The sequence below is a fragment of the Prevotella sp. 10(H) genome, from assembly GCF_000711235.1.
Classification (GTDB): domain Bacteria; phylum Bacteroidota; class Bacteroidia; order Bacteroidales; family Dysgonomonadaceae; genus Dysgonomonas.
This window is the reverse complement of the sequence record NZ_JOMI01000004.1, coordinates 334,057-358,076: the sequence shown is the minus strand read 5'-3', so window position 1 is coordinate 358,076 and position 24,020 is coordinate 334,057. Positions and strand designations below refer to the sequence as shown.

Annotated in this window: 23 protein-coding genes; 17 read left to right on the top strand and 6 right to left on the bottom strand. The window is 41.3% G+C overall.

Features of this window, described 5'->3' with window-relative positions; all coding sequences use genetic code 11:
* Position 1 precedes the first annotated feature (1 nt).
* The 3 genes from K348_RS0110675 to K348_RS0110665 form a co-directional block, all read right to left on the bottom strand.
* Positions 2 to 1,321, bottom strand: a complete 1,320-nt coding sequence (locus K348_RS0110675) for a TldD/PmbA family protein (RefSeq protein WP_029904956.1) — start codon at positions 1,319 to 1,321, stop codon at positions 2 to 4.
* 292 nt (positions 1,322 to 1,613) lie between these two features.
* Positions 1,614 to 3,032 carry a TldD/PmbA family protein gene (locus tag K348_RS0110670; protein ID WP_029904955.1) on the bottom strand — a complete coding sequence of 473 codons (1,419 nt, stop codon included), beginning with the start codon at positions 3,030 to 3,032 and terminating at the stop codon, positions 1,614 to 1,616.
* 9 nt (positions 3,033 to 3,041) lie between these two features.
* A complete protein-coding gene (locus tag K348_RS0110665) occupies positions 3,042 to 4,412 on the bottom strand; it encodes an MATE family efflux transporter (RefSeq protein WP_029904954.1) in 1,371 nt (456 codons plus the stop codon).
* Between the two features lie 349 nt (positions 4,413 to 4,761).
* Here K348_RS0110665 and lysS point away from each other — a divergent pair, with 349 nt between their 5' ends.
* The 16 genes from lysS (at position 4,762) to K348_RS0110580 (ending at position 19,878) form a co-directional block, all read left to right on the top strand.
* Entirely contained in the window at positions 4,762 to 6,489 is a 1,728-nt protein-coding gene (gene lysS, locus K348_RS0110655) for a lysine--tRNA ligase (RefSeq protein WP_029904953.1), read from the top strand.
* Positions 6,490 to 6,589: 100 nt separating this feature from the next.
* Positions 6,590 to 7,588: an NAD(P)H-dependent glycerol-3-phosphate dehydrogenase gene (locus K348_RS0110650; protein ID WP_029904952.1), complete on the top strand. Its 999-nt coding sequence runs from the start codon at positions 6,590 to 6,592 to the stop codon at positions 7,586 to 7,588.
* Positions 7,589 to 7,593: 5 nt separating this feature from the next.
* Positions 7,594 to 8,193 carry an imm11 family protein gene (locus K348_RS0110645; protein WP_029904951.1) on the top strand — a complete coding sequence of 200 codons (600 nt, stop codon included), beginning with the start codon at positions 7,594 to 7,596 and terminating at the stop codon, positions 8,191 to 8,193.
* Positions 8,194 to 8,209: 16 nt separating this feature from the next.
* On the top strand, positions 8,210 to 8,629 hold the full coding sequence (locus tag K348_RS0110640; protein ID WP_051697771.1) for a GNAT family N-acetyltransferase: 420 nt from the start codon (positions 8,210 to 8,212) through the stop codon (positions 8,627 to 8,629).
* A gap of 18 nt (positions 8,630 to 8,647) precedes the next feature.
* Positions 8,648 to 9,994 carry a glucose-6-phosphate isomerase gene (locus tag K348_RS0110635; RefSeq protein ID WP_029904949.1) on the top strand — a complete coding sequence of 449 codons (1,347 nt, stop codon included), beginning with the start codon at positions 8,648 to 8,650 and terminating at the stop codon, positions 9,992 to 9,994.
* A gap of 75 nt (positions 9,995 to 10,069) precedes the next feature.
* Positions 10,070 to 11,134: a 23S rRNA (adenine(2503)-C(2))-methyltransferase RlmN gene (gene rlmN, locus K348_RS0110630; RefSeq protein ID WP_036930430.1), complete on the top strand. Its 1,065-nt coding sequence runs from the start codon at positions 10,070 to 10,072 to the stop codon at positions 11,132 to 11,134.
* Between the two features lie 61 nt (positions 11,135 to 11,195).
* Positions 11,196 to 12,278 carry a 4-hydroxythreonine-4-phosphate dehydrogenase PdxA gene (gene pdxA, locus K348_RS0110625; protein ID WP_029904947.1) on the top strand — a complete coding sequence of 361 codons (1,083 nt, stop codon included), beginning with the start codon at positions 11,196 to 11,198 and terminating at the stop codon, positions 12,276 to 12,278.
* A gap of 58 nt (positions 12,279 to 12,336) precedes the next feature.
* Positions 12,337 to 13,047: a sugar phosphate nucleotidyltransferase gene (locus tag K348_RS0110620; protein ID WP_029904946.1), complete on the top strand. Its 711-nt coding sequence runs from the start codon at positions 12,337 to 12,339 to the stop codon at positions 13,045 to 13,047.
* A complete protein-coding gene (locus K348_RS0110615) occupies positions 13,034 to 13,897 on the top strand; it encodes a hypothetical protein (RefSeq protein ID WP_029904945.1) in 864 nt (287 codons plus the stop codon). Before K348_RS0110620 ends, K348_RS0110615 begins: the two co-directional genes overlap by 14 nt.
* Positions 13,898 to 14,031: 134 nt before the next feature.
* A complete protein-coding gene (locus K348_RS0110610) occupies positions 14,032 to 14,505 on the top strand; it encodes a phosphatidylglycerophosphatase A (protein ID WP_029904944.1) in 474 nt (157 codons plus the stop codon).
* The gene (locus tag K348_RS0110605) at positions 14,490 to 15,059 is read left to right on the top strand and encodes a GtrA family protein (RefSeq protein WP_081852552.1); all 570 of its coding nucleotides are present in this window, start codon (positions 14,490 to 14,492) and stop codon (positions 15,057 to 15,059) included. Before K348_RS0110610 ends, K348_RS0110605 begins: the two co-directional genes overlap by 16 nt.
* A gap of 51 nt (positions 15,060 to 15,110) precedes the next feature.
* Positions 15,111 to 15,860 (top strand): CDP-alcohol phosphatidyltransferase family protein, encoded by a 750-nt coding sequence (locus tag K348_RS0110600; protein WP_029904942.1) that lies wholly within the window; start codon positions 15,111 to 15,113, stop codon positions 15,858 to 15,860.
* A complete protein-coding gene (locus K348_RS0110595; protein ID WP_029904941.1) occupies positions 15,861 to 16,796 on the top strand; it encodes a phosphatase PAP2 family protein in 936 nt (311 codons plus the stop codon).
* A 5-nt stretch (positions 16,797 to 16,801) separates the two neighbouring features.
* Positions 16,802 to 17,635, top strand: coding sequence for a lysophospholipid acyltransferase family protein (locus tag K348_RS0110590; RefSeq protein ID WP_029904940.1), 834 nt, complete (start codon positions 16,802 to 16,804; stop codon positions 17,633 to 17,635).
* Positions 17,636 to 18,361, top strand: a complete 726-nt coding sequence (locus tag K348_RS0110585; protein WP_029904939.1) for an HAD family hydrolase — start codon at positions 17,636 to 17,638, stop codon at positions 18,359 to 18,361.
* Positions 18,362 to 18,582: 221 nt separating this feature from the next.
* Positions 18,583 to 19,878 carry an inositol-3-phosphate synthase gene (locus K348_RS0110580; protein ID WP_029904938.1) on the top strand — a complete coding sequence of 432 codons (1,296 nt, stop codon included), beginning with the start codon at positions 18,583 to 18,585 and terminating at the stop codon, positions 19,876 to 19,878.
* Positions 19,879 to 19,939: 61 nt separating this feature from the next.
* Here K348_RS0110580 and coaA read toward each other — a convergent pair whose 3' ends face one another.
* Positions 19,940 to 20,881 carry a type I pantothenate kinase gene (coaA, locus tag K348_RS0110575; RefSeq protein ID WP_029904937.1) on the bottom strand — a complete coding sequence of 314 codons (942 nt, stop codon included), beginning with the start codon at positions 20,879 to 20,881 and terminating at the stop codon, positions 19,940 to 19,942.
* Positions 20,882 to 21,049: 168 nt separating this feature from the next.
* Positions 21,050 to 21,727 (bottom strand): hemolysin III family protein, encoded by a 678-nt coding sequence (locus K348_RS0110570; RefSeq protein WP_369793889.1) that lies wholly within the window; start codon positions 21,725 to 21,727, stop codon positions 21,050 to 21,052.
* A 247-nt stretch (positions 21,728 to 21,974) separates the two neighbouring features.
* Between K348_RS0110570 and sufB the strand changes: the two genes are divergently transcribed.
* Positions 21,975 to 23,432, top strand: a complete 1,458-nt coding sequence (gene sufB, locus K348_RS0110565; RefSeq protein WP_029904935.1) for a Fe-S cluster assembly protein SufB — start codon at positions 21,975 to 21,977, stop codon at positions 23,430 to 23,432.
* Positions 23,433 to 23,503: 71 nt separating this feature from the next.
* Here sufB and K348_RS0110560 read toward each other — a convergent pair whose 3' ends face one another.
* Positions 23,504 to 23,884: a hypothetical protein gene (locus K348_RS0110560; RefSeq protein ID WP_029904934.1), complete on the bottom strand. Its 381-nt coding sequence runs from the start codon at positions 23,882 to 23,884 to the stop codon at positions 23,504 to 23,506.
* Between the last annotated feature and the right edge of the window lie 136 nt (positions 23,885 to 24,020).

Genomic DNA, 24,020 nt, shown 5'->3' with positions numbered 1-24,020 from the left:
TTTACAATCCGCTAAAATTTACTTCACTGAATAAAAGCGACGGTATCCGCCATGGGGAACTGCTGCGGGGATCATTACCCGTTTCGATAAGATTTGCCCAAAGGGAAAGCATATTTCCTGTAATGTTCATCTCGCTTACAGGAGTTTTTATTACTCCGTTTTCGATAAGAAACCCTTCAACACCGAAAGAGAAATCACCTGTTGTCGGATTACTGTTCCCCCCATTGAAGCCAGTTACCCAAATACCTTTATGTATAGATTGTAACAAATCGTCAAAGTTTTTGTTCCCGAGATTGGTTTGAAGAATAGAAGGTGAAGATATGGTAGGACTTACATTCATCTTCAGCGAATTGTAAGTGTCTATGAAGTATGACTTTAAGATACCTTTCTCAATTATTACATTTTCTTTTGTCGCAACCCCTTCTCCGTCGCACCATCTGGCGCCGAATGACCGCTTGAGGTGTGGCGTGTCAGTGATAGTCAATTCATCGGATGCAATTTGCGAACCTAATTTATCTAACAGGAATGAGTTTTTTTGCTGAAGCGCAGTTCCGTACATAGCACTTAACATAGGAGACAAAAGGCGTGATGACGTTGTGTTGTCAAGCAGCATATCATACTTGCCCGATTTTATCTTTATCTGTCCTATTTTTTGTAAAGCGCGTGTCAGTGCTTTTTTAGCTATTCCGCTTTTCTTGAGGTCATTCCAGTATATCGCACTGTCGAACCAATAGGATTCTGCACGTGCATCTCCATCCGTTTTTAGTGCAACTTCTACGGTCAGGTTGAAAGCGGAGTCTATGCTTTCGGCTTCGAAGCCATTGCTTGCAATCATATACTCGGCGCCCACGCCGTCGTCATACGAAGAAGATACAGACACAATGCGCTTATCAGTTTCGTATATTTCTTCTATTGCATTTCTGGCAATCTCCAGTTTATCGTCTGTACCGATACTTTCGAAAGATTTGTCATACAGGTCTAAGTCTTCTCCATTACCCTTGTAGTATCTTGCGGGTGCAGGAAGCTGGCGGAAAGTGTCGGGAGCAAGATAACGGGTAGAAATAATGCCTTCCTTAATGAATTTTTCCAATTCTTCCCGCTCGATGCGGTTCGTGGAATATGTGCCGTATTTCCCGTCTGTAAACAGTTCGATATACAGTTTGTTTTCGGCGCTTTGGTGAAGCTTATCTAGTTGCTGATTCCGGTATTCGAAGCTATTATTGTTTCCTGTGATTATGGATACCCGGGCAGCCTGACACCCGTTTTTCAGTGCCAGTTCCATCGCCCATTGTGCAGTATCGTTATGTTGTTTTGTAATCATTATTTTAGTATTTGTTAACTGTATTTTGTTAAAAGGTAACGAAAGTAACGGAAATCAATGTGCCAATTAGTAAATATGCCGATATGCCAATGATTTAAAATAACTTATAATTTATCACTCATAATTACTTTACATTTATTAACCATATATTGTTAAAAAGTAACAAAGGTAACGATTTTTGCACTATTTCATTTTTTGTTACTTTCTACTTACTCTTAAGTATTTTTTTGTTCGGAATATCTATAAAGATAATAAGCGAACAGTCTATTATATAGATAAATATGCCGGATTATTATTCACCGCCTACAGTCAGTTTGCTGACCAATACCGATGGTAACCCCTGTCCGACAGGAACACCCTGTCCGTCTTTGCCGCAAGTCCACGCACCTTCATCTATTTTCAGATTGTTGCCTACCATGGTGATGTCGGCTAAGGCTTTCGGCCCGTTGCCGATGATATTGATATCCTTTATAGGGCGGGTAAGTTTTCCGTTTTCTATCAGATAACCTGTTTTTACAAAGAAAGTGAAGTCTCCGGCTCCGATTTGTACCTGCCCGTTTGTGAAATTATCGACAAATACGCCCTCTTTAACGGAAGCGATTATATCTTCTTCGGGAATATTGCCCTGTTCCATATATGTAACACGCATACGTGGTAACGGTGCGTGTCGGAACGATTGCCTGCGGCCGTTTCCGGTAGGATTTACTCCGTAGTGCTTCGCGCTGATACGGTCGTGCAGATAGCTTTCCAGAACGCCGTCCTTTACGATATATGTTTTCTGGCTTTCAATACCTTCATCGTCAAAGTTAATGGCTCCGCGCGCCGATTCTATTGTTCCGTCGTCAACGATATTAATACCGGGCATGCAAATCTGCTTGCCAAACTGGTCTGAAAATATGGATACGTTTTTACGGTTGAAATCGGCTTCGAAAGTATGGCCTATAGCCTCATGCAATAGGATGCCGGAACTTCCCGCCCCCATTACCACAGGCATCTCACCGCCTTTCGGTTTTATGGCTTCGAACATAAGAGATGTCTGTGCCACAGCTTCTTTGGCAATAGTTTCTATCAGTTCATCCTTCAGAAACTCGAATCCTTTGCGGTAAGCGCGTGAGCAATAACCGTTCTCTATTTTTCCGTCCTGCTCCATGGTACACGAACCCGACATAATGCTCATCGGGCGGTAATCCCATGTCAGTGTTCCTTCCGAATTGAAGAACAGGATATATGAGGTAGAGTCGTTGAGGCTGACAGAGGCTTTGATAACGCGTTTGTCGAGTTCGAATATCTTGTCGTTCAGTTTTTGTACAAAAGATTTTTTGTCAGCTACCGATACGTCCAGCCAAGGCTTTTCTAACTTGTAAAAATTGTGGAAATGTCTTTCTTTTATTTCTACCGGATGACTGGCTTTTGCCGGTGTAGAAGCAATACTGGCTGCCGTTTGCGCAGCTTTCAGTAAGTCTTTGATATCCGTATTTTCAACATAGGCGTATCCGGTTTGTTCACCCGACACAACCCGTACACCCGCACCAAAATCGATATTCGAGGCAGCACGGTTCACTTCCCCATCGCGCAACGAAATATTATTGCTGAATGTATGTTCGAAGAAAATGTCCGCATAGTCGCCCCCTTTACTCAAGGCTTCCGCTATAACTTTCAGTAAGTCATTCTCCGTAACGGAAAAATGTTGTAGTATAGTTTGTCTGTTCATGTAATATAATTATAATAGCTCTGCAGTTTCCATTTTTTGAAATTTCTTAATCTGCCATATAAACATCAGGGCAGTCACTACTGTTGCCAGAAAGTCGGCAGCCGGCAATGAAAACCATACCCCGTCCAGTTGAAAAAAATGCGGTAATATGAATAATGCCGGCATCAGTAAAAGGAACTGGCGTGTAAGACTTAAAAATATAGATTTGGCAGCCATACCGATGCACTGGAAAAAGTTAGTAACGACAATCTGAAAACCTACAAGCGGCAACATCATTGTTATAATACGCAATGCTTTTGCCGACTCGGCAGCCAACGGCGGCGAAGGATTGAAAGGCATCACGACGAAATGAGGTAATACCAATCCGAAGCCTAATCCGATACATCCTATGATTACGCCCACTTTTATCGTATAGTTCAGAGTTTCCTTTACCCTGTTTATTCTTTTTGCCCCGTAATTATAACCTACAATCGGCTGCATGCCCTGTGTAAGTCCTACCATAATCATGATGATTATCATCACCAGCGTGTTGGCAATAGCAAATGCTTCGATAGCTATATTCCCGCCGAAAAGCTTCAATCGGGAATTGATAATAAACGCTACGGCAGAAGCCGCAACCTGTATGAAAAACGGAGATAATCCGATGCTAACAATCGCCCAAACTATTTTGCTGTTCAGTGTAATGTTTTTCCTGCGAAGGCGCAGCATGCTGTTCTTGTTCATAAAGTGGAACATGACAAAGCAGAGGCCTATAAACATGGAAATAATAGTCGCTATGGCAGCGCCCTTGATACCCCATTCGAGAATGAAAATAAATATCGGTGCGATAATGATGTTCGCCACAACCCCTATCAGCATCGTATACATCGCCTTGGTAGGATAACCCGAAGCACGCATCATACTATTGAAGTTGAAGCACATGGTAAGGAAGATATTCCCCGGAAGATAATACAGTAAGAATTCTTTTGCATAAGGGAATGTCTCTTCTGTTGCTCCAATCCGCATCAGTATCGGGTCAAGGAACATAAATAATAGAGTGACAAGTGTGCCTGTCAGTAGAATTGTCATCAGGAATGAATTCCCGATAATCTTTTCAGCTGTTTCCTTATCTCCTCTTCCTAAGCAAATAGATATACGGCTGGCCGAACCCGCCCCGACAAGCATACCTACTGCTGCCGTAAGGTTCATCACTGGCAGGACAATACCTAATCCGCCGATAGCATGGTCGCCCAGATTAGGCCCGTGGCCGATATAAATACGGTCGATGATATTGTACAGCGCATTTACCATTGTTCCCACGATAGCCGGAAGCGCGTATTGCCAAAGGAGTTTGCTTATCTTTTTATTCTCTAGTTCATCTATATTTGCAGTCTTCAACATTTCTAACCTGTTAATGCCGTTAAGGAGTGTAGCCCTCCCATCTTTAGAGGGTGCAAAGGTACAATTTATATTGCTATTTTTTGGTGTGGAAAGTGTCGAAATTGCTTATAATAAATTTTCAAAATTGTTAAAAATAGGAATACTCTCCGGCAATGTGTTCATTAATACGAAGACAGCACACTGAATTGTGATTATATTTTTTAACTTTGCGGGGTTATTTACGTATGAACGTTTTAAGTAGCGAGAGCAGAAACAAAACTTGTTTTGGATATGCCGAGTCACGCAAAACGACTAATGCAATTGAACTGAATTTTTATTTTGAAATATAAAATCTGAAGATAGATTGATAATGAATGTACTAGAATTAAGTGAACAGGAAATCTTTCGTAGACAGAGTTTAGAAGAATTGCGGGCATTGGGTATAGAACCCTATCCGGCTGCGCTGTATGAAGTAAATGCCTACTCGAAAGAAATAAAGGAAAGCTTCACAGACGAAGGCGAACGCCGCTATGTCAGCATGGCAGGGCGTATCATGAGCCGCCGCATTATGGGTAAGGCTTCTTTTGCCGAACTGCAGGATGCCGAAGGACGTATTCAGGTGTATATTTCACGTGACGACCTGTGTCCGGGAGAAGATAAAGAGCTCTACAATACCGTATTTAAAAAATTACTTGATATAGGAGATTTTATTGGAGTCAAAGGATTTGTATTCCGTACCCAGATGGGCGAAATCTCCATTCATGCCGAAGAACTGACAGTTTTAGGCAAATCGCTTCGTCCGCTTCCTGTAGTGAAAGTCAAGGACGGAGTGACTTACGATGGTTTTACAGACCCTGAGCAACGTTACCGTCAGCGCTATGTAGACCTGATTGTGAATGATGGCGTGAAAGATACTTTTATTAAGCGTACAAAAGTATTCAATTCTATGCGCGAATTCCTTAACAGTCACGGCTATATGGAAGTAGACACGCCCGTTCTGCAGAGTATTCCCGGGGGAGCGACAGCCCGCCCGTTTATTACTCACCATAATGCACTGGATATTCCATTGTATCTTCGTATTGCAAATGAGCTTTATCTGAAGCGTCTGATTGTAGGTGGTTTCGATGGGGTTTACGAATTTTCCCGCAACTTCCGTAACGAAGGGATGGACAGGACACATAATCCGGAGTTTACCGTTATGGAATTCTATGCAGCCTATAAGGATTACAACTGGATGATGGACTTTACCGAGCGTATGCTGGAAAAAATCTGTATGGATGTGCACGGCACTACCAAGGTGAAAATGGGAGAAAATGAAATCGATTACAAAGCGCCGTATCCGCGCGTAACAATGATAGATTCCATAAAGCATTTTACAGGTTTCGATATCAACGGTATGGATGAAGACCAGTTGCGTGATGTATGTAAGCAACTCGATATAGAGCAGGATGCAACAATGGGCAAAGGCAAACTCATCGATGCTATCTTCGGTGAAAAATGCGAAGGAAATTACATACAACCTACATTTATCATCGATTATCCGGTGGAAATGTCACCATTGACAAAGAAGCACCGCGACAATCCGGAACTGACAGAACGTTTCGAACTAATGGTGAACGGAAAAGAACTGGCCAATGCTTATTCGGAATTGAATGACCCGATAGATCAGCGCGCCCGCTTCGAAGATCAATTGAAGCTGTCGGAAAAAGGAGATGACGAAGCCATGTTTATCGACCAGGATTTCCTGCGTGCACTCGAATACGGTATGCCTCCTACAAGTGGTATCGGCATCGGTATGGACAGGCTTGTGATGTTTATGACAGGTCAGGAAAGCATTCAGGAAGTGATGTTCTTCCCGCAGATGCGTCCCGAAAAAATAGCGAAGAAAGACCCGGCAGCAAAATATGCAGAAATAGGTATCGCTGAAGAGCTGGTTCCAATAATTCAGAAAGCAGGATATTTGACAGTGGATGCGATGAAAGACGTCAATGCTCAGAAAATAAGGCAGGATTTAGGCGATATCAACAAAAAGTATAAGTTGGAGCTGACTTTACCGTCTGTTGATACAATTGAAAGTTGGATAGGTAAAATAAACTAATTGAATACTCTAAGTTGTTTTTAGGAGTTATGTTTTGGATTTATTGTCTTGTAACTCATAACTCGTAACTCGTAACTCGTAACTTGTAACTAAAAGAAATATGAGTTTTCCCGGAAGAATAGCAATTTTAGGTGGCGGAACATGGGCCACGGCCCTTGCCAAGATTATGCTGAATCACGAAAAGCATATCAACTGGTACATGCGCCGCCCCGAACAGATAGAGGATTTCAAAAAGACAGGACATAACCCGTCCTATCTGTCGAATGTCGAATTCAATCTGGACAGGATAACGTTCTATTCCGACATTAATCAGGCAATTGAAAACTCCGATACGCTTGTTCTTTCCGTTCCCTCTCCTTTTCTGAAAGGACATCTGGAAAAACTGACAAAAGGAATAGACGATAAATTTATCGTTTCGGCTATAAAAGGAATTATCCCTCCTGAAAATCTTCTGGTTACGGATTATCTTACAAAATATCATAATATTCCTGCAGAGAATATGGCCATAATCGGTGGCCCGTGCCATGCTGAAGAAATTGCTTTAGAGCGCTTGACATACCCCACTATTGCCTGTGCCGATATAGATAAGGCGCATACAATTGCGGGGATATTCAACAACCGTTTTGTACGGGCATCCGTATCGAATGATGTTTCCGGCATTGAAATGGCAGCCGTCCTTAAAAATGTATATGCTATAGCTTCGGGCATTTGCCACGGATTGAAATATGGTGACAATTTTCAGGCGGTGCTTGTTTCCAATGCAATAGCGGAAATGGAGCGTTTTGTGAATATTGTATATCCTATGGAAAGATGTATTCATGATTCGGCTTATCTGGGCGATTTACTTGTAACCTGTTATTCCAGTTTCAGTCGTAACCGTACTTTCGGTTCGATGATTGGAAAAGGCTATTCTGTAAAATCGGCTCAGATAGAGATGGAAATGATAGCCGAAGGGTATTACGGAACTAAGTGTGTAAGAGAGATGAACGAAAAATACAATGTAAATATCCCGATTGCCGATTTGGTATATCGCATATTGTATGAGGGTTCGTCTGCTCGTGAGGAAGTTAAGATTTTGAGGGAACAGATATTGAAATAAATACTATGGAAACCAGCATTGACTATTATTTATTATTGGGAGTAAATACTCCGGCAAAACCGGGTATTGTCTTATCGGGTAATGTAAAAAGAAGCCAGATAAAAATAAAAACTCCGATAATGGTAAAGTCTGTAGATTTCAGGTTTGATGGAAACTATAAAAAGCCTGAAATGATGGATTATCATACGGATGGGGTATATGAAGTAGTTTCAGATAAAATATTTTCGGTATTTGAACCTTTAAAAATAGAAAAGATCCAATTAGTATCATCCAGTATTTGTGATAAAATAGGCGGAACATTATTATATAAAAATTATTACTACCTACATGTATATAATTATATTCAATGTCTGGACAAAAAACTGTCAGACATTGTTATGCTGGACGAAGAATTGGGTATAATAATGGCAATAAACAAAATAGTACTTGATAAAGGGGTATTGTCTTCGATTCCTTTGGAAAAGAGGTTGATATTCAGACTTAAAGAATCTGAAAGATATGTATTATATCATGGATCTGTTGTCAGGAAAATAATGGAATCCAATCCAAGTGGTCTTCGTTTTGTTAAAGTTGAGGATTACAATCAGGGTTCGGCTTTCGATTAAATATATAGGGATAAGCATGAGTGAATGTATATCTATACAATACAAAGCGGAGTTGCCGGATGCAGATTCTTTCTTCGAACTTTTCCGTACTACCGGATGGAGTTCGACTAAGCAAAAGGAAGAACTGTTCGAAGCCATAAGTAATAGCTGGTATTCTCTATCGGCTTATTCAAATGATAGGCTTGTAGGATTCGGAAGAATCATATCGGATGGAAATCTGCATGCATTCATTGTGGATTTAATCGTATTACCTGAATATCAGGGGCAGGGCATTGGTAAGAAAATACTGAATGACCTTACAGCAGAGGCAAAGAATAAAGGAATAAACGATATACAGTTGTTTTGCGCAAAAGGTAAAAAAGATTTCTATCTGAAAAATAATTTTGAAGAACGGCCGGAAAACGCGCCGGGAATGCAATACAGGATAAAGAATTAAATTATATAAAACAAGGTTATGGATAAGGTTATCAAATTAGACGTAAGCAAGACTTTGGGTTTTATCAGTCAGGCAGATATTGATGCTCAGGCTGGTTTAGCAAAGAAATGCAACGAAACACTGCATAGTGGTTCGGGAAAAGGAAACGACTTTCTGGGTTGGTTGAATCTTCCCTCTTCAATCACTGATGCACAATTAAAAGATATAGAAGATACAGCAAAGGCTTTGCAGGCAAAATGCGAAGTCGTAGTGCTTGTCGGCATCGGCGGCAGCTACTTAGGTTCGCGGGCTGTAATCGATTCATTGTCTAATGCTTTCGACTGGTTGCAACGCGACCGTAAAACTCCAGTGATTCTTTATGCCGGAAATAACATAGGTGAAGATTATCTGGTAGAACTGCTTGCTTACCTCAAAGACAAGTCGTTCGGTATCATTAATATATCCAAATCGGGAACTACTACAGAGCCTGCTTTGGGATTCCGTATACTGAAAGCCGAACTTGAAAAAACGGTTGGAAAAGAAGAAGCTAAACACCGTATAGTGGCTATTACCGATGCTGCCCGTGGAGCATTATTTACATTGGCAACAAAAGAAGGATTCAAAAAATATGTAATTCCTGATAATGTAGGCGGGCGTTATTCTGTGCTTACTCCGGTAGGCTTGCTTCCTATCGCCATAGCAGGAATCGATATCCGTCAGCTGGTTGCGGGCGCAGCTTTTATGGAACAGGAAACTGCTCCGTCAGTACCGTTCGAAAAGAATATTGCAGAGATTTATGCCGTTACACGTAACGAATTGTATAAGAAAGGCAAGAAAATAGAAATCCTTGCCAACTTCAATCCGAAACTCCATTATATCGCAGAATGGTGGAAACAGCTTTACGGCGAAAGCGAAGGAAAAGAGCACAAAGGCATTTTTAATGCAGCTGTTGATTTCACTGCCGACCTGCACTCTATGGGACAATGGATACAGGAGGGGGAACGCTCTATTTTCGAAACGGTTATTTCCGTTGCCCAGCCGAATGAAACACTGACTGTTCCGACAGATGAGGAAAACCTCGACGGACTCAATTTCCTTGCTGGCAAGCGTGTAGATTTCGTAAACAAAATGGCTGAACTCGGTACTCAGATGGCGCATGTAGACGGTGGTGTTCCGAACATCAAAGTGGAAGTGCCTAAGCTGGATGCATATAGTATCGGACAGTTGCTCTATTTCTTTGAAAAAGCATGTGGTATCAGTGGGTATATTTTAGGAGTAAATCCATTTGATCAGCCGGGAGTTGAGGCATATAAGAAAAATATGTTTGCATTGCTGGATAAACCGGGATTTGAAAAAGAAAGTGCAGAGATTAAGAAAAGAATATAAAAAAATAGTTACAAGTTACAGGTTACGAGTAAAATATGGCTCGTAGCTTGTAACTCGTAGCTTGTAACTGAAGATATGATAGAAAAGAAACACTTACTAGGCATGACCATGGACGAATTCTATGGTGTTGTCGGTGAGTGTAACCTGCCTAGATTTGCAGCGAAGCAACTTGCAGACTGGGTATATAAGAAAAAAGTAACCTCTATAGACCAGATGACAAATATCTCTGTGGCCAACAGGGCTTTGTTATCGGAGAAATACGATGTGGGGCGGTATAATCCTCTCGAATTTCAGCAATCTGTGGATGGTACGGTAAAATACCTGTTCAAAACGGAGAACGATAAACTTATCGAAGCCGTAATGATACCCGAAGATGACAGGGCGACTTTGTGCGTGTCTTCGCAAGTGGGCTGTAAGCTGAATTGTTTGTTTTGTATGACGGGGAAGCAAGGTTTCAACGGAAACCTGACGGCCAATGAGATATTGAATCAGGTATATTCGGTTCGCGAAGCTGAAAACCTGACAAATGTTGTCTTTATGGGAATGGGTGAGCCTCTCGACAACTATGAAGAACTGAAAAAGACACTCGATATAATGACAGCCGATTACGGCATGGCTTGGAGTCCGAAACGGATAACGGTTTCTACAACGGGAATTACACCGAAGTTGAATCGTTTCCTTGACGATAGCAATGCACATCTGGCAATTAGTATCCATAGTCCTGAGCCGAAGCAGCGGCTTTCTATTATGCCTGCCGAAAAGGCGTTTCCGATAGCAGGCGTTATAGATTTAGTTAGACAATACGATTGGACAAAGCAGCGGCGATTGTCCTTTGAATATATAATGTTCGATAATTTTAATGATTCTCTTTTGCATGCCAAAGGACTGGCACAGATGCTCCGTGGAATCGAATGCAGGGTGAACCTGATACGTTTTCATGCCATACCCGGTGTGGACCTGAAATCTTCGACAAAAGAAAAGATGGAAGCTTTCAGGGATTATCTGACAAGTAAAGGGATTACATCGACAATACGCTCATCGCGCGGCGAGGATATCTTTGCTGCCTGCGGGATGCTGTCGACAATGAGAAGCCCCCTGAATCCCCCGAAGGGGGACTTAGGACTAAAGCAAGAGATGTAAAAAACAAATATCCTCTCTGTAGCTCCCCTGCGGGGGAGTTGAGGGGGCTAGATTTATTATTATGATAAAAGTAGGAATAACACAAGGTGATATAAACGGAATAGGATATGAAGTTATCCTGAAGACATTTGCCGATATACGCATGGCGGAAATCTGCATTCCCGTAATTTACGGCTCGGCTAAAGTAGCTTCTTATCACCGCAAAACGATGGAACTGCAGCCTGTATCTTTTAATCAGATAAACAACGCGAAGGATGCTGTCGTAAACAAAGTCAATATTATCAATTGTATCAATGAGGAAACAAAAGTCGACCTCGGAGAATCTACAGCCATTGCCGGTGAAGCAGCCTACAAGTCGCTTGAGCGGGCAGTTGCCGATTTGAGAAGCGGGACGATCGATGTGCTTGTTACCGCACCTATCAATAAACATAATATCCAACGTGAAGATTTTCACTTCCCCGGACATACCGAATATCTTGAAGAACGTTTCGGCAAAGACGGCGATAAGAGCCTGATGATACTGGTAAAAGATTCACTTCGCATTGCACTTGTTACAGGGCATATCCCTTTGGCTGATGTGCCTAAAACGGTGACAAAAGAAAAGATAATGGATGCAGCTATTCGTTTCGAAGCCAGTCTTAAACGCGACTTCAGAATAGGGCGTCCGCGTATAGCCGTTCTTTCGCTGAATCCGCATGCCGGAGAAAATGGCTTGCTGGGTACGGAAGAAAATGATATTATCATCCCGGCAATAAAAGAATTACAGGATAAAAAAGTTCTTTGTTTTGGGCCATATCCTGCCGATGGATTTTTCGGTGCAGGAGAGTTTGCTAAATTCGACGGTATACTGGCTATGTATCACGATCAGGGACTTGCTCCGTTCAAGACGCTGGCAATGGAAGACGGTGTGAATTTTACAGCAGGTCTGTCTGTCATTCGCACATCGCCGGCACATGGTACTGCCTACGATATCGCAGGGCAGAATAAAGCGTCGGAAGAATCTTTCCGTCAGGCTGTGTATATGGCAATAGATACATTTTCTAACAGGATAGAATATGACAAGGCACATGCCAATCCTTTGAAGAAATTGTATGTAGAAAGAGGTGGCGATAACGAAGTGCTGGACTTGACAGGGGATGAGTAAATTATTTATTTTGATCTGAACTATTAAATCGAGTTTTGGTCAAAATTCGTTAATATATATGAATTATGCGATAATTGCAGCGGGAGAAGGCTCAAGGTTGGCTCAGGAAGGCATTTCTTTGCCGAAGCCTTTAGTCAAGCTGGACGGAAAGGAAATGATCCGCCGCCTGATCGATATTTTTCTGAATAATAATGCGGCTTCTATAAGCGTTATTATTAATGAGGAAATGAAAGAGGTACAGGATTATGTTTCCGGTCTAAAGCTTGAGGTACCGTTCAATATCGTAGTGAAATCGACTCCAAGTTCGATGCACAGCTTTTTCGAATTACGTAATTTTCTGCGGGATGGAAAATTTTGTCTTACCACAGTAGATACGGTATTCGATGAAGAGGAGTTTTCCCGTTTTATACAGGCATTCGATGCAGATACGAAGAATGACGGGATGATGGCGGTTACAGACTATATAGACGACGAGAAGCCGCTGTATGTAAAGGTAGACGAAAAAATGAATATAATAGGTTTTCTGGATGAAGCTAACGATTGCAACTATATTTCAGGTGGGATATATTGCTTAACACCAAAGGCAATCGATACACTCGAAGCCTGTCTGAATGCAGGACAATCGCGGATGCGCAATTTCCAGCGGCAATTGGTAACGGATAATCTAAAACTGAAAGCATACCCTTTCTCAAAGATTCTGGATGTAGACCATGCGGAAGATATAAAGAAAGCGGAACAATTTGTAAAGAATAAGAATGTCAAAAATTAGAATCGCAGGAGTCAAGAGAAACACGAAATTCTCTCCCAACCATATCGGTAACGACGGCATGATATTCAACCTTACGGCTGAATGCCTGCGCAATATGGGTTATGAGATAAGGGAATATACCGAATCGGAATTTGTACTGAGTGAAGAGAACGAAAAGTACATTTTCAATATGGCCCGCGAAAAAAGTACGATAAAACGACTTAAGCAGTCGGAAAAGAACGGATCTGTTATTATCAATCCCGGTACAGGAATCAAAAACTGTACCCGTACGACGATGACCCGTCTTCTGATTGAAAACAATATACCTCATCCGCAAAGTTTGATTGTAGATGTAACGGATGACCCCACAAAAGAACTGGAAGCAATGGATTCCGGAGCTTTTTGGATCAAAAGGGGTGACTCGCATACTATTCATAGGGAAGATGTGACCTATGCCCGTAATATAGAAGAAGCTAAATCAATTTTACAGGAATTTGCTTTGCGTGATATTCCCAATGCAGTCATTAATGAGCATCTGGTAGGGGATCTGGTGAAATTTTACGGAGTATACGGAACCGACTTTTTCTATTGGTTTTATCCCTTCGACCTCAGTCTTACAAAATTCGGGTTGGAAGCAGTGAACGGAAAAGCAAAAGAATTTTCGTTCGATGTTGAAGAGCTTAGAAATACATGTAACCGGGCGGGAGAAGTACTGAATGTCGAAATTTACGGAGGTGATTGTATTATTGCAGCCGATGGTTCATTCAAGATTATAGACTTTAACGACTGGCCCAGCTTTGCACCTTGCCGGGAAGCATCTGTTCCATATATTGCGGAGCGTATATCGAAAAAAGTAATGGCTGCATTATAGTTTTAAAAGGTATCTTGTTTTAATTGTTTGTTTTTTAGTAGTTTAGTTTTAAATATATCTTACGTAAATTATATAAAAACAGTCACTTTGATATCAACTCATTTTTTGATAACTTTGTGGCTTTATTTTGGTAAATGAAACAAAAACATCTTTTTCATATTATTATAGCATCGGGTTTCGGTACCGGATTTTCTCCTTTTGCGCCGGGTACGGCAGGAGCGGCCTTAGCCACTGCTATATGGATCGTTTTGTCTCTTTTTGTTACTCCGCTTCCACTACTTTTTACAACAATCATTCTAATCTTTATATTTACCATACTAGGTGTTTGGTCGACAGATGTCTTAGAACCTACATGGGGAAAAGATCCCTCGCGTGTAGTGGTGGATGAAATGGTAGGTGTGTGGATTACTTTACTGGCTGCCGATGCCGGTAATATATGGCATGCGCTTATTGCTTTTGCCTTGTTCAGGATATTCGATATATGGAAGCCTTTGGGTATTCGCAAGATGGAAGATATTAAAGGTGGTTGGGGTGTGATGCTAGACGATATCCTGGCGGGGATATACGGATTTATAATATTATTTGGAGGAAAATGGCTGATTGGATAAAGAAAGTAACTAAAACAATCTCTGAAAAGGGAGGTATTTTCATGTTCCTGCGGGCCCAGTTCTCCTCGCAAATATCCAGTGCAACGGACTTTACCGTAACGATAGTACTTGCAAAGCTTTTCAGTGTCTATTATGTATATGCAACCTTTCTGGGTTCGGTTTGCGGCGGTATAGTCAATTGCATTATCAATTATAAATGGACCTTTAAGGCGAAAGGCGTCAAGAAAAGATATGTTGCTATCAAATACGTTTCGGTATGGATATGCAGTATATTATTCAATACATCAGGTACGTACCTGATGACAGAATTATTAGGTGAATTTACATGGCTGAGAGATTTTCTCGGAGCTTTCTTCGACGATGTATTTATCGTATCTAAGATTGTTGTATCGATCATTGTAGGTTTTTTATGGAATTACAATATGCAGCGGCTTTTTGTTTACAAAGACAGAAATTTCAGAAAATATTTCACTAAAAAGGGGAAAACGGTCAAAACAGAAGAGTCGGACATTATTGATGATAAGCATAAGGATAAAGATGCGGGCGGTATATAGAGAGTTACCGACCGTAAACAAATATATAAACCTTTAAATTAAAGGATAAAAATGAGAGCTAGAGATGTTGCCCAACAAATTATTTACAAGATTATCAATCCTCTCGTAAAAGGGATGGTGAAAATTGGGATTACACCCAATTTTATTACGGCTACAGGATTGATACTGAATATAGTTGCATGCATTATTTTTATTACCGGTGCAATGCGGGGGAAAGTCTTTTATGGTAATACTTACGGGCAGGAAGGTGATCTATCGTTTGTCGGCTGGGGAGGGTTTGTGATCCTGTTTGCCGGACTTTTCGATATGATGGACGGCCAGGTGGCGCGTATCGGAAAAATGAGCTCGCGTTACGGTGCCTTGTTCGATTCGGTACTTGACCGTTACAGCGAACTGATAACTTTGTTCGGGATTTGTTATTACCTTATTCTGCAAGGGTACTTTCTGAGTTCGTTATTTGCTTTCATCGCCCTTATCGGTTCTATGATGGTAAGTTATGTGCGTGCACGTGCTGAGGGATTAGGTATAGAATGTAAAGGCGGATTTATGCAACGTCCCGAGCGTGTTGTTACTATTGCTGTGGGGTGCATACTCTGCGGGCTGTTCGATTATTTCTTCCCTCACTACAGGGTGGCGATTCCAAGTAAAGAAAGCATTCCGTTGTTCGAACCTATATTAATAATGGTAATTCCGATTGCATTTGTGGCTATATTTTCGAATATTACAGCTATTAACCGCCTTAGACATTGTAAAAAGGTATTACAGGAACTCGATAGAAAAGATAAGCAGGAGAATAAATAAATGAATTTCAAAATTTCTTTACCAAGCCTTAGAGAAGGTATTATTGTAATTGGGATAATTGTCCTGTTTTCTATATTAACGTCTGTTTTTATAGGTCTTCGTCCGGAACATTTCTTATTGATTACACTGTTCCTTTTGTTATTCTTTTTCAATGTCAAGACTAGGAAGCTTGCCGTCGGCCTGTTGCCTTTTCTCATATTTGGTATATCCTATGACTGGATGCGCGTTTTTCCCAATTATATGGTAAATCCTATCGATGTCGAGGGGTTATATAATCTGGAAAAATCATTGTTTGGTATTAATGTAGATGGGAAAACACTCATTCCCTGTGAATATTTTGCATTATATAATAATGGAATAGCCGATTTCCTTGCCGGAGTCTTTTATCTCGGCTGGGTACCTGTTCCGGTAGCTTTTGGGCTATATCTTTATTTCAAAAAAGACAGGGATATGTTCCTGCGGTTCTCGATGGTGTTCCTGCTGGTTAATCTTATCGGATTCAGCGGATATTATATACATCCTGCCGCCCCGCCTTGGTACGCGATGAATTACGGATTTGAGGCTATACTGGATACTCCGGGCAATATGGCAGGTCTTGTACGGTTCGATGAACTGATAGGCTTCCCTTTATTCAATTCTATTTACGGGCGTAATGCGAATGTATTTGCAGCAGTGCCTTCTTTACACTCGGCATATCTTGTAGTGGTATTGTTTTATGCTATAAAGGAAAAATGCAATTGGCGTATACTGTCTATTGTATTGATTTTCTTATTTGGTATTTGGTTTACAGCCGTGTATACTTCTCATCATTATATTATCGATGTGCTTTTGGGCATCCTTTGTGCCATTGTCGGCATAGCCTTATTCGAAGCGGTATTGATGAGGCTTGGCTGGTTCAAGTCGTTCTATAGTAAATATCTGAATTATATCAAGTAGCACTGATGAAAGATAAACTGATAAGCAGGGATATGATACAAAACCTGCACCCTGTGCTGAGGGGGCGTTTTGGAAATATACTCACCAATATTATATTTAGTGTAGGCGGGCTGAATAAGGTAAATGCCATTTATGATGCTTCCAAACAATATACGGGGCTTGCATTTGTGAATGATATGCTGGATAAAATGGGTATCATCCGCAAATATGAGAATTATGAAGTACTCGACCAGTTCAAAGAGGGGCCTTTCATTACCGTATCAAATCACCCTTACGGACATATCGACGGTATTATCGCAATCAGTACGGTAGCAAGCAAACGCCGCGATTATAAGATGATGGTAAACTGGATGCTAAGCCAGATAGATACCATGGATGAACACTTTATCGGTGTCAATCCGTATGCAAAGGGAAATAAGATGAAAGACCTTAAGTCGAGTGTTGCAGGTGTCAAGCAATGCCTCGAACATCTTCGCGACGGGCATCCGCTCGGACTGTTTCCGGCAGGAGGAGTTTCTTCTCCACATCTTAGCAAGACAGAGGACAGAGAATGGCAACCGACTGTTTTGCGTATAATTCAAAAGGCAAAAGTGCCTGTAATTCCGATGTTTATATCAGGTAATAACTCATGGTTCTATCGCTTTCTCGGTTTCATAGACTGGCGCATCCGTACTGTGCGGTTATTGCATGAGACAACGAATAAGAAAGGGAAAACAATATATGTCCGTTTCGGCAAGCCGATTTCTGTAGAAGAACAGGCGAAATATAAAGATGTAAAAGAATTCGGCGAATTTCTCAAAGCGCAGACTTATGCGATGAAAAGAAAGCCTAACAGATAAATGTTGGATATAAGCAAAATAAAAGGGATCATCTTCGATTATGGCGGCACAATTGACAGCAATGGCAAGCATTGGGCCGAAGTATTATGGCACGCTTATCAGAAGCAGAAAGTGTCTGTAACAAAAGAGCAATTCCGGGAAGCATACGTCTATACTGAGCGTTATCTGGCTACTCATCCTGTAATTCAGCCCGAAGATAACTTTTATATCCTGCTACAAAAGAAGACAGATTTACAGGTGAAATACCTCATAGAGAAAGGTTTTTTAACCGATGATGATAAAACAAAGGACTATAGCCTTGCTATTTCCACACATTGTTATACCTTTGTCAAGGATTTAATAGACAAAGAAAAGTCTTTGCTCAGAATATTAAAAGATCGCTATCCAATGGTATTGGTCTCCAATTTCTACGGAAATGTACAATCGGTACTTAGCGATTTTGGTCTGCTCGAATATTTCCATGATATCATAGAATCGGCAGTTGTCGGTGTAAGGAAGCCCGATCCGGCTATATTCGGATTAGGTGTGGAAAGTTTGGGGTTACCTGCTTCCGCAGTCGTTGTTATCGGCGATTCTTATTCGAAAGATATCTTGCCGGCTTCTGAAATCGGTTGCCGGACCATCTGGCTGAAAGGTCAGGGATGGTGCGACGATGAAGAAAATGCAACGGCAGATGCTATTATTTCCGACTTCATGGAGTTGAAGTCAGTTTTTCAAATGAATTGAAGGACGCGTACTTGAATTTTTGATAATAATTATGGTGTCATTCGACTGCCTGCTTTTAATAATGGAAGCCGTTTGTAAGGTGGAAAAGCCCGGGTTGGGAGAATAAAATGAAACAGGTATTCGGTGAAGCTGTATTATTATATGGGATATCCTCACAAGGCGTATCCCGGAGTTTAAAGGATTGCTGCGGGTTGCAGTGTATTTTAATTTAATTAAAAAAAATGGGAAAAGTACAGTTAAAAGAAGCCAATGGAAAACTTGGTATTCTAACAGTCGGTGTTGGTGCTGTGGCAACAACATTCATGGCAGGAACGTTGCTAACACGTAAAGGACAAGGTGTTCCTGTAGGTTCAATCACGCAATTGGCTACAATGCGTTTAGGGAAAAGAGAAGAAAACCGCTTCCCTAAAATCAAAGATGCAGTGCCTTTGGCTAGTCTGAACGATATCGTATTCGGTGGATGGGATATCTTTGAAGAAGACGCCTACGAGGCTGCAAAACATGCAGATGTTTTAACAAAAGAAGACTTGGACAAGGTTAAGGACGAAATGAAGGCTATCAAACCGATGAAAGCCGTATTCGATCAGGACTTTGTTAAGCGCTTACATGGTACTTGGGTAAAATCGGCTCCTACAAAATGGGAACTGATGGAACAGGTAAAACAAGATATCGAGAACTTCAAAAAAGAAAATAATTGCGACCGCGTCGTAGTTATCTGGTGCGGAAGTACTGAGGTATTTACTCCACTGGGCGAAGTACACAAAACTCTCGCTGCCCTTGAAAAAGGATTGAAAGAAAACCATAAAGACATTGCTCCGTCTAACGTATACGCATATGCTTGCGTATCTATGGGTGTGCCTTATATCAATGGTGCTCCTAACCTGACTGTAGATATACCTGCAATGTGGGAACTGGCTGAAAAAACTCAGACTCCTATCTGCGGAAAAGACTTCAAGACAGGTCAGACAATGTTGAAGACTGTATTGTCTCCAATGTTTAAGACTCGTATGCTCGGTCTTAACGGATGGTTCTCTACAAACATCCTCGGTAACCGCGACGGAGAAGTACTTGACGATCCGGGTTCATTCAAAACAAAAGAAGAATCGAAGCTTTCGGTTATCGATAACATTCTTCAGCCTGATTTGTATCCTGAACTTTACGGTAATGTATACCACAAAGTGCGTATTAACTACTACCCGCCTCGCAACGATGATAAAGAAGGATGGGATAATATCGACCTTTTCGGATGGCTTGGTTATAAAATGCAGATGAAGGTCGACTTCCTTTGTAAAGACTCTATCCTTGCTGCTCCTCTCTGCCTCGACCTGGTTCTGTTTACAGACTTGGCAAAACGTGCAGGTATGAGCGGAATTCAGGATTGGCTGTCGTTCTACTTCAAGAGTCCTATGCACGAGCCTAGCAAGGTTGCAGAGCATGACCTGTTCATCCAGTATGTGAAGCTGAAAAATACGCTTCGCCAGATGATCGGAGAAGAAACTGTCGATTTTATAGATTAATCTTATATGAGATAGTAAGAAAGAGGGGCTTCCGGCGGAGGCCTCTTTTTTATTTATAAGGCTACTTCCTAAGCCTTACATGATCTACGGCGTGCCCTTCTCCCTTGTGTAGTATCAGGCTGGCACGTTCGCGTGTAGGCAAGACATTCTCGCGTAAGTTTTTGCGGTTTATTTCACGCCAGATTCCCTTTGCCGTATTTATGGCATTCATTTCTGCCAGTTGGGCAAAACTGTGGAAGTATGAGTCGGGATTTGTAAATGCCCCTTTTCTGAACTTCATAAAACGAGAAATATACCATTCTTCCAGCTTCTCTTCATTAGCATCCACATAGATAGAAAAGTCCACGTAATCGGAAACGAATCTGCGGGCTTTCTCACTCGGGAAATCTATGCCGCTCTGCAGTACATTCAACCCTTCGAGGATAAGGATATCCGGCTGGTCTATGATCTGATATTCATTTGGAATTATATCATATGTCAGATGCGAGTATTTGGGTACTTTCAGATTGGGCTTTCCCGATTTGATATCTGTAACGAATTTTAGCAGTCTTTTTATATCATACGATTGCGGAAATCCTTTCTTTAGCATTATTCCTCTCTCTTCCAATACTGCATTAGGATACAGGAATCCGTCCGTAGTAATAAGAGAAACACGCGTATTCTCTTTCCACCGACTGAGCAATGCCTGCAATACACGTGCAGTAGTGCTTTTGCCAACAGATACACTACCTGCAATCCCTATAATGAAAGGAACCTTCATCGATTTCTGATTGAGGAATTTCATCAATACAGATTGCCGGCTTGTTCGTGCAGCTACATAGTAACTCAACAGGCGCGACAGAGGCAGATATATATCTTCCACTTCATCGATAGACAGTTCGTGATCGATACCCTGCAGATTAAGCAACTCATCGTATGTGAGCGTCATCGGCTCCGACTCGCGAAGAGCAGCCCATTGCTGGCGTGTAAACTGAATATAGGGGCTGGAAGGCAACGTTTCCATTCTTTAGTTTTTAGAATAAGAATGATACAAAGGTAAAAAAACTTACAAGTTATAAGTTATTATAACATCAGTATTTTATCTATAGAAAGAACCTGTGGTTGGGAAGTTCTTTGAGAAATAAAGATTGGATTGAGTAGTCAGAATTGTATTTCTGTAAAATGATTACTTTTATAAAAGGAGATAGATTGCAATCATATGGCAAATACTTCCGCCCAATACAAAGAAATGAAAGACAGTATGCATATATCTCCTCTTTGTCCATGAATAAAACAATGCACCCACGACATAAGAGACTCCTCCTGCTATAAGTAAATAAAGGGATTCGATACGTCCGTCGGTAGATAACACATTCGTCAGAGGTTTGAGTGCAACAAGTATAGCTCCGCCCATTAGTACAAAACAAATGGTTTCGAGGTTGCTATGGTCTTTCAGTTTGGCAAAACTAAGTATCAGTCCTGCTATAGCAGCTAACCAGATGAAAATAAAAAGCGACCATCCCCATGCACTTTCATTGCGCAGAGCAAGCAGAGTAAATGGTGCGTATGTGCCGGCTATATGCAGATAGATAGCAGCATGGTCGCACTTGCGGAGCATGCTTTTTCTTTTGTGGTTTTTGCAGCCATGATACCATGTAGATGTGATGTATGACGCCAGCATGCCGAAAAGGTAAATAATAACACTGCCGATAGCCCATCCGCTACCGTTTTCGATAGATGCAGCCAAGAGGATATATCCGCCGATGATACCGATCAGGATACCTGTTGCATGTGATATACAGTTAGCTACTTCTTCCTCTTTTGTATAGAATTTACTATTACCCACTTTGTTTTCGACTATGAGATACAAAAATACGGATTAAGTTTTTAAGAATGGTAAAAAAGGAAAATTCATCTACTTTCGGCTAGTTTTAGTAATATTATACTAAAACCCATAAGTCATTATAAAAATGAAAAATGGCAAACAAAAGCCTGTTATATCTGTTCTATGAGTGATGCAAAATATTTATAAATGTATTTTAAGTGCTTAGAATGTCGTATCTTTGCACATTCAAAGCTAATAGCTGTTAGCTGAACTTATATATAACAAATTACCCATGCAGGAAACTCAAGATAAAATTTTAGAAGATGTTACATCCGGTGATTATAAATACGGATTCGTAACAGACATTGAAACAGAGGTCATACCGGTAGGCCTGAATGAAGATGTAGTGCGTCTGATTTCAGCCAAAAAGAACGAACCGGAATGGTTGCTCGAATTCCGACTGAAGGCATACCGCCACTGGCTGACAATGGATATGCCTCATTGGGCGCATCTCGATATTCCCGAAATTGATTATCAAAGCATCAGTTACTTTGCCGCCCCTAAGAAGAAAGACGGGCCAAAGAGTCTGGATGAGGTAGACCCTGAATTATTGAAGACATTTGATAAACTGGGTGTTCCATTGCACGAGCGAGAAATGCTAGCCGGAGTTACCGGAATGGCAGTGGATGCGGTAGTGGATAGTGTATCGGTAAAGACGACATTTAAAGAAGTGTTAGGAGAAAAGGGAATAATTTTCTGCTCGTTCAGCGAAGCGGTACAGGAACATCCCGAACTTGTGAAGAAATACCTCGGAACTGTAGTTCCATATCGCGATAATTTCTTCGCCACGCTCAACTCGGCTGTGTTTAGCGACGGTTCATTCGTATATATACCGAAAGGTGTCCGTTGTCCGATGGAGTTATCTACCTATTTCCGTATCAATGCTGCAAATACGGGACAGTTTGAACGTACCCTTATTGTCGCCGACGATAATTCATATGTCAGCTATCTCGAAGGCTGTACAGCGCCGATGCGTGACGAAAACCAGTTACATGCCGCTATTGTGGAAATCGTAGCTTTAGAGCAGGCAGAAGTGAAGTATTCTACCGTCCAGAACTGGTATCCGGGAGATAAAGAGGGCAAAGGCGGTATATACAACTTTGTGACTAAGCGCGGTATCTGCAAAGGCCGTCGTTCAAAGATTTCATGGACTCAGGTAGAGACAGGCTCGGCGGTAACATGGAAATATCCTTCATGTATACTGGCCGGAGATGATTCTATCGGCGAGTTTTATTCTGTAGCTGTGACTAACAATTACCAGCAGGCAGACACAGGAACAAAGATGATACATATCGGTAAGAATACAAAAAGCCGCATAGTATCGAAAGGTATATCTGCAGGTCAGAGCCAGAACTCCTATCGCGGATTGGTAAAAGTTTCCCCCAAAGCCGAAGGAGCGCGCAACCATTCACAATGTGATAGCCTTTTGTTAGGCGACAGATGCGGAGCGCATACATTCCCATATTCGGATATAGCTAATCCGTCTGCAATTATAGAACACGAGGCTACGACTTCAAAAATCAGCGAAGATCAGATATTGTACTGTAACCAGCGTGGTATTGGCACAGAAGAAGCTGTCGGATTGATCGTAAACGGCTATGCAAAAGAGGTGATGCAGAATCTGCCTATGGAGTTTGCCGTTGAGGCGCAAAAACTATTGCAGATAAGCCTTGAAGGTAGTGTAGGATAAATAGACTAGTACTCATTATATAAAAAAAGACGACATATTTAGTGTCGTCTTTTTTATTTGTTCAGCTGGGTTTAATCATTCGACTTATCCATCATGCCGTCGATACTCCTCAATCGTTGTTCCGCCTCCCTTTCAATACGGGCTTTAGTTTCCTCGTAATCTTGTTCGATGTTTTTTATCACCACTTTAGAGGCTTCCTTGGCTGTCGATATCTTATCTTTCGCCATAGGGTCGTCAGAGTCTTCCTTATATTTTTTGTATTCTTCGAAGCTGTCTTTTGCTTCCTGCTTCAAATCCTTCACCTCCGATTTTACGGATTTCAGTTCCTCCTTAATTTCCTGCTTAATGTCGTCCTTGCGGTCTTTGGCTGCGCTTTCAATCTCATTCTGTACATGGTCGAGATTTGCATAGATCTGAATCCTAGGGTCGTTGCTATTAGTATTATCTTCCATAACTTATTTATTTAATTTAATGATATTTTTAGCAGATATGATTCATATATCTGCGATTTACTCTTACTGTATAATTCAGGGGATATTTTTAAAACAGAGAACCCGTCGCTTTTGTTTTTATCTTAACAGTTAAGCA